The sequence below is a fragment of the Kamptonema sp. UHCC 0994 genome, from assembly GCF_029167235.1.
In the GTDB taxonomy this organism is placed as follows: Bacteria; Cyanobacteriota; Cyanobacteriia; order Cyanobacteriales; family Microcoleaceae; genus Kamptonema.
Map to the genome: position 1 here is coordinate 26,999 of NZ_JARFTR010000143.1, position 10,850 is coordinate 37,848.

A 10,850-nucleotide genomic window follows, 5' to 3' on the forward strand; every position below is an offset into this window, starting at 1 on the left:
GGCCTGTTCCTAATAGTTAGTGCAATTGAAATTGTACTATTCCGCGTGCTTCCAGATAAAGTCAGCAATGCGATCGCCTGTGGGTAAGGATGAATCTGTCGCTGAAAAAAACAGCACCGATCGCTGTATTAGCTTCCTCGTACTTAAACGTCGGGCGACGCGGCTAGGAATGCCGTAATTGTAAACGATATGGCCTTTCCCGGCTAACACTACTACTTGATAATCAGGCTTAGCTATGACAAATTGGGCGACTGTTTCTGCCATTGTTTCATCCCAGAGATTTTGGGCCAAAAAAAAGCGATCGAAGCCAGCACTAGAACCAAGCCCCCCAGAGGCGTGTTGCTGATAAATTTCTAGCATTATTTGCCGATATTCAGCATTGTCTGTACGAATTTCTGAGGCGGGGGGAATGTATTCTCGTTCTTCTGCTGTTAGATTTTCTAACCCTTCTCTGGCAACTTTTCGCGTTACTTCTGTGGGTGTATTCAAGGCTAATACAGGCAGTTTATTTTCCTTGGCAAACCGCAAAATTGGTGCGTAATATTCCCAAGGAAATCCCCATCTTTGATTATACTGGCTTTGCTCAATTAATTCGGCTTCTGTAATTTTACCAGCTAAATATTGGTCGATTGCGCTTTGAAAAGGACGCTGAAACATTTCCAGCGCGATCGCAACCTTACCATTTTGCCAATACAGTTCTGTGATAATCTTCAGTTGAGCCTGATGATCTTCGAGACTATCGTGAGTTTCCCCCAGATACACGATGTTTGCCGCCGCCAACTGTTGTAAAATCTCTTGGCTAGTATCTGTCTGCTGGAGTTGCAAGTTCCCTGTCACTTCCGCCAAAGCTTGACTGCTACAAAATAGGAACAAACCCAGAGACAAGGCGCAGAGTTTGGTTAGTTTAAGTTTTTTCATAATCGTATTTTGCCTTGCGATCGCAGCCACAAACTACCGATCTCTTCAAATCTCCACACTTTATATAACTTTACACTTAATCGGTAGTTATCGGTCAAAAAGTAAACTTTCATTGCAGGTACTTGCGTCTCTCAGAGAAGGTGCTACATTAATAACATGAAGCAAAAAAAGCTTCTCTGACAGATACCACAGCGAAGTTCATAACTTTAGAGTTCATACTTTGAAGTTGACACCTTGAAGTTTCACTTTTGAAGATAAGGAGTAAAAAGCGCTGTTTAATTTCACATCTGTCTCATCCAACAACAGCAACACCCACCGCGAAGTCTGATATTTCCTCAAATGTTGATGAGGGAGCAATGAAACTGAATCTTAGATATTTAGTTTAACTCCACGTCGAAATAGCAATTAGAGGAAATTACTCAGTAAGTAACGCTTGGGTGTTGTTGTTTGTTTAAGCATACCGAAGGAAGAAGGAAGAAGGAAGAAGAAAGAATTGTTTGTCGTAATTAGTAAGTTTTAGTAATTGTTAGCAATTGGTAGTTGTTAGAGTTATTGGTGATTATAAAAACACAACAATTAACAACTAACAACTAACCACTAACAACTAGCTTTATAGTTCAGTTTTAGACTTGTGGTAAACTGGACTACCTCGATCGGGTACGAAATGACAAAGCCGAGAAGAACGCCAAAAGTCTCCTAAAATAGAGCCTTCAGACTTCCGATAGTAGTCTCCCAAAATCGGCTTAATTGCTTCATTTGCAGTTAACAAGTGGTAATGGGGAATACTCAAAAAAATGTGGTGAACCACATGAGTGCCGATATTGTGGTGGATGTTATTAACAATCCCATAATCGCGGTCAATCGTGGACAAAGCACCTTTGAGAAAATACCAATCTTTGCTGCGATACCAGGGAATATCTGCCTCAGTATGGTGTAAGTATGTTACTAAATCGAGCCACACTACAAACACGAGGTAGGGCATCAGATAGTATTTTACCAACCACATAAAGCCCCATTGATAGGTCAAAAATCCCAACAATGCGACCATCAAAGTATAGCAGATAGTGCTAGTAATGACATCCCACTTTTCCGAAGGCTTGAAAAGATCGCTGTTGGGGTTGAAGTGAGAAGCTGCGGGCCTTTCTGGAGAGCGTTTAAACAGATATAGCGGATAGGCAAACAGTAAAACTAACTCGAAGCGTAGAAATTTTTCCCACCATTTCATGTTGCGATATTTGTTTTCAGTAACGGGATACCAGCTTTCATCAGTTTCGATGTTTCCGGTATTTTGGTGGTGGGTGCGATGGCTGATCCGCCAACCGTGAAAGGGTACGAGAATGGGAGTGTGTGAGAGGTGGCCAATGAGGTTATTCAGCCATTTGTACCTAGAAAAAGAACCGTGTCCGCAGTCGTGTCCGACCACAAATAATGCCCAAAACATAGTACCTTGCATCAGCCAGAATACTGGCCAAAAAAACCAGGAATCTAGGGCGTGTGCTGCTGCATAAAGACCGCTGATTATTGAAATATCGAGAAAGAAGTAAAACAGGGATTTCCCGGTGGAAGGTACGAAGCATTCTGGGGGAATGGCGGCCTTCAATTGCTGTAGGGTGAAGGGAAGTTCTGAACTGCCTTTCAGGGATTCGTCTGGGAGAGTAACGCTTAACTGAGCGATCTTAGATGGCACGATTCTCTAAAAATGATGATAAACAATGGGGCTTATTCTACCCTTACTGAGCATAATTAACCAGTCTTTTAAATTTAACCAATTAGGTGTATGCTATCTCTTCGATTCTCTCTTGTTGGTGTTAGGTCGCCTGCGATCGCGCCTGATAGCTAGGGACTAGAGGCTAGTCCCTTCTTCCCCTAGTCCTGAGCATCGTAGCCTCTAACCCCTTCTTCCCCTAGTCCCTAGCTATAATGTTTCTGCCAATTTTACCCCTAGCTCAAGCCATCTCCGTACCACCTCCCCAACAAGTCATCCTCCCACCAGAAGTTCCAACACAGGCAGAGGAACTGCTGAACTCGCCGCCGCCGCGAATTCCGCCAAAAGTGGTGGTGCAAACTCAAGAAGTCCGGCCTCTACCCGGACAACTAGACAGCATTCCTGTCTTCAACAGCAACAGTCCAGAAATGATACAAACAGAAGGTATTTTGCTCTCCACCTTCCCCCCGCAAGGAAAGCAGACACCCGCTGCACATTTAAACTTTCCCTTCAAAGGCCGATTTGATATATTTAGCCACCACGTCGTCAAGGCTAAAACTAGCCAACAAACCCGTACTCTCTATCAGGGCATAATTGTCTACAATCCCAATTCTCAACCAGTTAATCTGGAGATATTGCAAGCAGTCAGCTACCTGACTCGACCAGACGCGCTATTTGTCAATTTACCTTCTTATGTTGAAAATCCATTGGGTACAGTCTTTGCTGGCCCTGGGAGTCGTGCGACAAATGACGTGCTCCGAGGCCGCAGACAAGATAGTTTTCCTGCGGCGATGGAGATTCCCGCTGGTAAAAGTCAGATGTTAATCAATTTGCCGATACCTGTTGGCAAGATAACGCCATCATCGAATGGCCGCACTACTCTTATGCGCCTGTCGAGCAGTGATTCACTATACATTGCTACTTTAGCGATGTTTGCTCCCAAGGATGCCAAGGGTAACGAGCAATTTCCGACTTTGGAACAGTGGGAGAAGCTGTTAAAGACTGGTCGTTTAGCGGGGCCGAGAGATTTGGCTCCTACTTTACCTGGTTTACCTACTCCGCGAGTGATTTACGGCCGAGTGGCGGGAGTTGCTGAAGGTTCGCAGTGGTTGGCGCGGGTGACGGATAACCCGAAGGTCGATTATTTGAGCGTACCTCACCGAGGAAAGGCGTTTTCTTATGCTTTGAGCACTACTTATACGGGGACTTTCGGGACTGGTCAAATTCAAAGTGCGAAGATGCTAGCTCGTTATCCCGATACGGCTTACTATGCTCACGGTAATTATGGGGTGCAGTATAGTTTGACTTTTCCTTTATACAATCCAGAAAAGCAGGCTAAAACTATTAGTATTCAGATGCAAACGCCTGTGAAGGCGAATAAGCAGGCTGATGGTCTGATGTTTTATGAGCCTCCTGATAATCGGGTGTTTTTCCGGGGTACGGTTCGGGTTCTTTATAATGACGATCGCGGTGCGACGCAAAACCGCTATATCCACATTATACAGCGGCGGGGTCAGCAGGGGGAAGCTTTGGTGACGCTGAATATGAAGCCTGGGGAACGCCGTGCTGTTCAGGTGGAATTACTTTATCCGCCTGATGCTACTCCGCCGCAGGTTTTGACGTTGCGATCGGAGTGATTAATTGCTAATTGCTAATTGCTAATTGCTAATTGCTAATTGCTAATGGCTAATTGCTAATGGCTAATTGCTAATGGCTAATTGGTGAGGTGGTCAATCGCAAAAACTGCCTGTTTTTGAATAGCACCAATGAGGTTTTGCAGACAAAACAGGGTTAGGTAAGGTTATTTGTAAATCATGTTTGATGATAGGAATATCTGGATATTTATTCCGGCACATAGGATCAAAATATTTTTTTATATTAAAACCTTCGCCAGCAAGGGTATCGCACTGAGGGCACCCAAATGAAATACGGTTGATCATGATATTATCACTGTAGCGGATTTTAATCTCTCCCATACGAATTTTTTGGCCTGCCTCTGTTTTCAAAAAGTTTTGGACTGCTTGAATAATTTCGGGTTTAAACCATGCAAAATTGTTGTCTAAAGCCCCTAGCAAGAGTTCATTTATTTTAATGTCGCAGCAGGAATAATAACAGGGGTTTTCGATGTAATAAAGGTAGTGCTTTTGTTGGCATTTCCAACAACTCACAGGAAAGAAAACTGCTTTAAGCTGCTGATTTTGACAAACTTGGTAACGGAAAGCAACTTTAAAATATCTTGATAACAAGGCTGCAATAAATTCAGAAAGCTTCATGGTTCTGGTAGAAGCGTTAACCATTAAAACGTCTTTTGATTGCAGCGACAACTTAAACATAGGCAAGTCTTGGCGAGCAATATCATGAGATGTAGGAAGTTGGCGGAACAGCCAGCAGCATCGAATGCCGTCCCGTTGATATTTGGCTTGCCTCACATTAGTTTCTTCTAAGGTTTGCGGACTCCACTGCACTTCAAAAGCTAGCTGGACTAACTGCCCCCGGTCAGTTTTGATAGCCAAAACATCGGCTCTCCAATCTAGACCTGAAACTTCAGTTTTTGCATCGTAGCCAAATTGTTGGCAGACTCGGACAATTTCAGTCTTGGCTAATAGGTGCTGCCACGTTTCTGATGCCCAATTGCAAAGGCTTTCTTTGCCGTGAACAAAATGCTTTGTGCCGAGTTTAGACGTGCGTAAGTATCCAGTCGAGTCACAGCAGCACAGTCTAACTTTTGGGCGCTGGGCTTTCAACTTGAGCCATTCTTGATCGGATATGAGAGGGGCTAATAGTTCTCGACCTTCAAAAAATGCTCTCAACGGCATCACTTCACCTCAAGCACATCACTTACATTATTAAATCAAACATATCAATAAACCGGAATGCGATCGCCATCACTCCTCAGACTCAAACTCCACGCGATCGTAAATATCCCCTAACGAAACCTGAAATGGTACAGAACTTAATGCCAACAACGCATTTTCACCGTCATACTCAGACAATACCCATTTATTGTCATCCATCTTTGAAAACTGCTCAACGTGCATCTCATATTGAGCAATAAGAATATACTCCTTCAAGGTAGGAATAGAACGATAAAGTTTAAACTTCCCACCTCGATCGTAATCTTCCGTAGATTTCGATAAAACTTCAGCAATCATCACCGGATTTGTAATCGTATCTTTCCTACCTTCTACAAGTTCTAACTGACCATCAACCACCATCACATCAGGATAAGTGTAAAGACGTTTCTGCGGTATCCATAAACGCAGATCGTTGATGAATGCTCGATATGATTGCCCTTTAAAAGCAAAATTCATGGCAGCATATAGATTGCCAGCTATTTGATTGTGATTCGGTGTTCCGCCTGTCATAGGAATTATTTTACCATCCTGATACTCACTTTTATAGTCGGCTGCCGTTTCTAGTTCCAAATACTCTTCAGGAGAGTAATAACGCTTTTCTTCACTTTCAATTGTACTTTCGCGAATTTCGGCTGCTGTTGTCATGTTACACTAACCTCCTAAACTCATATAAATTTAATTGAGAAATTTGGGTTACGCTTCGCTGCACCCAACCTACATTCTAACTTTATATTTAAAGATAAGATGGTCATTGCCGACGATCGTTTATCGCTATTCGTTATAAACTGTTCGCCGAAATGCCCATCCTATAGCCATTAGCAATTAGCCATTAGCAAGTAGCAATTAGCCATTAGCCATTACCAACCTTACTTAGTCTTGTCCAGATTTCGGGATTCTAACCAGATAGGAATTGCAATCCAAGCAATAACCAAAGCTAAGGCAAGTACAGCAAATTGAGCCGCCCAAGCTACTAATTTTTCTAAAGAGACAACTTGTCCTAAGAAAAATGCTAAACTTACCATCACAGATGCCCAACTTGCAGCACCCGCAAGATTGCATAGTGAAAATTTCCAAAAAGGCATTTCCGCAATTCCTGCTAAAGGGCTAGCAAAAATTCGCAGCAAGGCAATAAATCTACCAAAAAATACAGCTTTGACTGCATTTTGACTAAACTGTTCTTTCAAATCAAACAGTTGTTCTTCCCGAAAGCGGAAAAATTTACCTAACTTTAGCAACAATGGCCAACCGCCATATCTGCCAATAATATAGCCAAAATTTCCGCCCAAGGTAGCACCCGCGATCGCACTTAAAAGCACATACCAGTAATTTAGTTCCCCGCTACCAGCTAGAAACCCTCCAGCGATCGTAATTGTTTCCCCAGGAAGGGGAAATCCCAAATTTTCTAGCAAAATCCCCAGAAATACTGCCCAGTAGCCGTAGTCATGTGCAAATTTCTGGATAATTTCCAAAGATATAAACTCAAAAGACATCCGACACTGCCCTTCGTGAATTTTTGCAAAGCTTGATATTTCTTATCTTGGCTTGATTCGGACAATTCTGCAATCTTGGCTTGTGACATCAAACACATAGTTATTGTGATCTGTGGCAAAGCGGACGGTAGAATTCTGAGCGACGCTAAGAAGAGTAAAGAATTGTTGCGGTTGCATTCTACTAGAGTCAGGGTTTTATTCTCACATCTACTTTTCAGGCAGCGCGTAGGCGTAGCCCACTTTGGGCATCGCGCGTACAGAATGATGGAACTCCTAAAATTCTGAAACTTTTCTTAACATTATTCTGTCTATCACCAGGATAGCAAGTTCTACTTAATCACTTAGGATTACTAGGGTGACACCTATGGCTTTTCAAGGATTCGTGCAACACATCGTACTTCAGCCTCAAACTCGCCTCAATTTCCAAGAAGGCAATTTTCTCTACCAACAGTTGACGGCTATTCTACCTGAGCGTTATAAACTCTGGGTGATTGATATGGCTCATGTAGATTTTATTGATAGTTCTGGTTTGTGTGCCTTAGTTAGAGGTTTGAAGTTAGCCCGTAAGCAAGGGTGTCGCCTTGTTATTTGCAATCTTCCAGCTACCTCTAGGTTGATTTTTGATATTACTCAACTCGACCAGGCTTTTGAAATTTTTGACTCTTTCGATGATATTTCTTCACATCAAGCTGAGTTGCTAATTGCCTAATTTATAGGGGCTAGGGGCTAGGGGAAGAAGGGGGAGAAGGGAATAGAATCAATACAATCTTGGCGGTTATTATACCGCAGCAACTTGACACGCAACGGCAGAGGTAAGTAGATGAGTTGGAAAATACATAAGTATGTCATTGCGAGTGAAACGAAGCAATCGCAGGGGCGATCGCAACTTTACATTTTGTTACACAGCTAGATTTATTTGCGTCTACCTACTTAATTTGCGTATCATAAATAGGTGTATTTGTCAAGCAATACCAGTGACAGACAAATAAATCAGGGACTTGGATGCCTAGAGAGGCGATCGCAGGTGCAGCCGGAAACGGCCAAAGTCTATCAAAATAAATCTCTTTATCTCCAAACCCAAACTGCATCAGGTAAGTTGCAGGAGTTGCCGAAAGAGATTTTAACAACCGAAACGCCAACTCGTAAAGCTGCTGTCGCCAAACATCCGATAGGTGTATCGGCATGGAGTAATTCGGCTCAGCCGATAATTTATCCGCCTCTAAACCAATAACCTCGCCGTAAAGAGGGCCTTTAGCAGTTAATACCACTGGGAGCCAAAAATTACCAACTCCCGATCGCACGCCTAACTGTTGCTCGACGCGATCGCGCATAGCCGACACATCCCTACAAGCTCGATAGATCGCCTCACCGGGAAATACCAACGTATCGGGTACATCGAGGGTTAAAGGACAGATAACAGCCTCACCAGGTGCGATCGCAGCCAAGTTTAAATCCGAAATCAAACAGACATCAGCAACAGTTGGCGGAGAGCTCTTTGCGATCGCTACCTGAAAAGCCTCCACCATTTGCGCCGTAGGGGAAGCCGGCTCAAAATCCGCATCCACCACAATCAAAACTTTAGGCATTTCCAAAAGTTGGCATCTGAATCATGCCAGAATCGTCAGAACCTCCTATAGTCGGCAAATCCAAACCCTTAGCGCGGCGGTTTCTGACAGCCAGACGGTAACTTACACTCTGCAACTCAGCGTGTAATTGGCGATTTTCCCGTTGTAGCATTTCCACCTTTTCTTTCACTGGGCCAATGCGCTCAGCAAACTTTTGGCGGTAAACCCCAGGTAACTCCTGTACTACTTGTTCCAGCATCATCGAGCGATCGGTCAACTCTTGCACGGATTGGCGCAATTGGTAAACCTCAGCATCGCGCTCAGCAATTTGCTCTTGATAAAAACCTACCTGTTGCTCAACATCTTGCAGTTGTTCCCTCAGAGACTGCATTTGAGCTTGCTGGCGCTCAGAAGCCTCTGGAACCGGTGTAAACCCAGTATTTCCCTTTACCAGCCGGAAAAGTTCTTGAGACAACTGCTGAACCAATTGGTCGCGCATTTGCAACTCTTCATTCAGGCGAGATATTTCTGCTTGTAACTCTTGTGACGTTTGAACTTTAGCTTGGCTGACCATGACCATTAGCTCCCATATTTTTAGATATGTCTATTTAAAAATAGTCTCTCTACTACCACTGAGGCAAGTTTTGAGTTTTGAGTTTGGATTTGACAGGACTTACGCAAAACTACTCTCAGTAACGCCGCCATCCTGGCGGTTCTTTTACCGCCAAGATGGCGGCGTTACGCGATCGTGCTAATCCAGTTTAAATACCCCTTTATATTTTTCAGTCCGCGTAGGCGGACTTTGTTTGTGTAGAAGCGGTTTCAACCGCCAATTTCTCTCTATGAGACGGGGGTTGTAACCCCCAACGGGTTAAAGAGAATGGCGATCGCAACTCAAAAATCCCTTAAGCTGCTTCTTCCGCCGCTTCCACAGCAACTTCTTCCTCAACAGCAGCCGGTGCATCCTGCTTAATAGTAAGGTAGCGAATTACATCTTCGCTCAGACGCATCGCACGTTCCAAGATGGCGATCGCAGCACCGGGAGCGGTATAGTTCATCTGAATGTAGATACCATCGCGTTGCTTTTGGATTTCGTAGGCGAGGCGGCGTTTACCGCGATGCTGAGTTTCTAGATTCTGAGCCCCCTGATCGCGCAAAATAGTTTGATACTTCGCGATCGCGGCTTCTGTGAGTTCTTCTCCCAGATCCGGGCGCAGAATATACATTGTCTCGTAAATAAATGGCTTCATGCTAATAGTCTCCTTATGGACAGCAAGGCTTCTCTCGAAGCAAGGATTTATCATTTTACACCACTTATGAGCAATATCAAAACTAAAAAAAACAATTCTCTACCCCAAATTTCTCACACTTCCTGCCAGAGAACGGTTTGGACTTATATTTTACTAAGTGCGATCGCACTGATAATGCTCTTTCCCCTACTTTGGCTGCTGAGTACGGCTTTCAAATCTTCCACAGAAAACATCTTTCAGTTTCCTCCGCAACTTTTGCCAAAACAGCCAACACTACAAAACTTTGTCACAGTTTGGCAAACTAACCCTTTTGGTCGCTATCTTTTCAACAGTACCCTTGTTGCCGCACTCACAGTTAGCCTCAATCTCCTATTTTGTTCCCTAGCAGCTTATCCCTTAGCCAGATTAGATTTCCGGGGACGCGACCTAATTTTTACTGGGGTTGTCACTACTATTATGATCCCTTTTCAAATAGTAATGATTCCCCTTTATATTTTGACCGTAAATTTGGGTTTAAAAAATAGTTATTTAGGAGTGATTTTACCAGGTATCGCCTCAGCTTTTGGCATATTTTTATTAAGGCAAGCCTTTCTAGCAGTTCCCAAAGAATTAGAAGAAGCTGCCCGCATCGATGGCTGTTCAGAATTAGGGATTTGGTGGCACATTATGATTCCATCAATTAAACCAGCTTTAGTAACTTTAGCCATTTTTGTTTTTATTGGTTCTTGGAGCGACTTTCTCTGGCCATTGCTAGTTTTAGATAAACCTGAATATTACACTTTACCTTTAGGCGTAGCCACCTTAGCAGGTACTTTTTCCCTAAATTGGCGTTTAATAGCTGCTGGTTCTATCATTTCCATTGCCCCAGCAATTGCTTTATTTCTAATCCTACAAAAGTACATTGTACCCACAGATGTAGCCGCAGGTGTCAAAGGATAGAAATTGAAATGATATAGCAGTTGCTAAGTAGAAGGAAGAAGGAAGAAGGATTTACTTAATTGCTAACTACTAATCGCCAATTAAAAGCAGTACCTATCCAATTGAACACGCAAAAATATACGTAACGC

At 43.4% G+C, this 10,850-nt stretch carries 12 protein-coding genes; 4 read left to right on the plus strand and 8 right to left on the minus strand.

Annotation, left to right across the window (positions count from 1 at the left end; genetic code table 11):
- Positions 1–36: 36 nt before the first annotated feature.
- Both PY364_RS13670 and PY364_RS13675 read right to left on the minus strand, forming a co-directional pair.
- The gene (locus PY364_RS13670) at positions 37–918 is read right to left on the minus strand and encodes a ChaN family lipoprotein (protein ID WP_275523269.1); all 882 of its coding nucleotides are present in this window, start codon (positions 916–918) and stop codon (positions 37–39) included.
- A gap of 610 nt (positions 919–1,528) precedes the next feature.
- Complete coding sequence (locus PY364_RS13675) at positions 1,529–2,605, minus strand: fatty acid desaturase (protein ID WP_275523271.1); 1,077 nt, start codon at positions 2,603–2,605, stop codon at positions 1,529–1,531.
- Positions 2,606–2,838: 233 nt separating this feature from the next.
- On the opposite strand from PY364_RS13675, the gene PY364_RS13680 reads away from it, so the two are divergent.
- The gene (locus tag PY364_RS13680) at positions 2,839–4,260 is read left to right on the plus strand and encodes a DUF3370 domain-containing protein (RefSeq protein ID WP_275523273.1); all 1,422 of its coding nucleotides are present in this window, start codon (positions 2,839–2,841) and stop codon (positions 4,258–4,260) included.
- A gap of 93 nt (positions 4,261–4,353) precedes the next feature.
- Here the strand turns inward: PY364_RS13680 and PY364_RS13685 are convergent, their stop codons facing one another.
- The 3 genes from PY364_RS13685 to PY364_RS13695 all read right to left on the minus strand — a co-directional run bounded on the left by PY364_RS13685 (position 4,354) and on the right by PY364_RS13695 (position 6,968).
- The gene (locus PY364_RS13685; RefSeq protein WP_275523275.1) at positions 4,354–5,136 is read right to left on the minus strand and encodes a hypothetical protein; all 783 of its coding nucleotides are present in this window, start codon (positions 5,134–5,136) and stop codon (positions 4,354–4,356) included.
- Positions 5,137–5,508: 372 nt separating this feature from the next.
- Positions 5,509–6,123 (minus strand): Uma2 family endonuclease, encoded by a 615-nt coding sequence (locus PY364_RS13690; RefSeq protein ID WP_275523276.1) that lies wholly within the window; start codon positions 6,121–6,123, stop codon positions 5,509–5,511.
- A 221-nt stretch (positions 6,124–6,344) separates the two neighbouring features.
- The gene (locus tag PY364_RS13695) at positions 6,345–6,968 is read right to left on the minus strand and encodes a DedA family protein (protein WP_275523277.1); all 624 of its coding nucleotides are present in this window, start codon (positions 6,966–6,968) and stop codon (positions 6,345–6,347) included.
- A gap of 364 nt (positions 6,969–7,332) precedes the next feature.
- On the opposite strand from PY364_RS13695, the gene PY364_RS13700 reads away from it, so the two are divergent.
- The gene (locus PY364_RS13700) at positions 7,333–7,677 is read left to right on the plus strand and encodes an STAS domain-containing protein (protein ID WP_275523279.1); all 345 of its coding nucleotides are present in this window, start codon (positions 7,333–7,335) and stop codon (positions 7,675–7,677) included.
- A gap of 217 nt (positions 7,678–7,894) precedes the next feature.
- Here the strand turns inward: PY364_RS13700 and PY364_RS13705 are convergent, their stop codons facing one another.
- Together PY364_RS13705 and PY364_RS13710 are read right to left on the minus strand one after the other, a co-directional pair.
- A complete protein-coding gene (locus PY364_RS13705) occupies positions 7,895–8,554 on the minus strand; it encodes a hypothetical protein (protein WP_275523281.1) in 660 nt (219 codons plus the stop codon).
- Positions 8,547–9,107 (minus strand): Npun_F5560 family protein, encoded by a 561-nt coding sequence (locus PY364_RS13710; protein ID WP_272036625.1) that lies wholly within the window; start codon positions 9,105–9,107, stop codon positions 8,547–8,549. Before PY364_RS13710 ends, PY364_RS13705 begins: the two co-directional genes overlap by 8 nt.
- Between PY364_RS13710 and PY364_RS13715 the strand changes: the two genes are divergently transcribed.
- Positions 9,106–9,288 carry a hypothetical protein gene (locus tag PY364_RS13715; protein WP_275523282.1) on the plus strand — a complete coding sequence of 61 codons (183 nt, stop codon included), beginning with the start codon at positions 9,106–9,108 and terminating at the stop codon, positions 9,286–9,288. The genes PY364_RS13710 and PY364_RS13715 overlap by 2 nt on opposite strands.
- A gap of 150 nt (positions 9,289–9,438) precedes the next feature.
- On the opposite strand, the gene rpsF is transcribed toward PY364_RS13715, so the two are convergent.
- On the minus strand, positions 9,439–9,783 hold the full coding sequence (gene rpsF / locus PY364_RS13720) for a 30S ribosomal protein S6 (RefSeq protein ID WP_275523283.1): 345 nt from the start codon (positions 9,781–9,783) through the stop codon (positions 9,439–9,441).
- A 66-nt stretch (positions 9,784–9,849) separates the two neighbouring features.
- Between rpsF and PY364_RS13725 the strand changes: the two genes are divergently transcribed.
- Positions 9,850–10,722, plus strand: a complete 873-nt coding sequence (locus PY364_RS13725) for a carbohydrate ABC transporter permease (RefSeq protein WP_275523284.1) — start codon at positions 9,850–9,852, stop codon at positions 10,720–10,722.
- Positions 10,723–10,850: the final 128 nt, after the last annotated feature.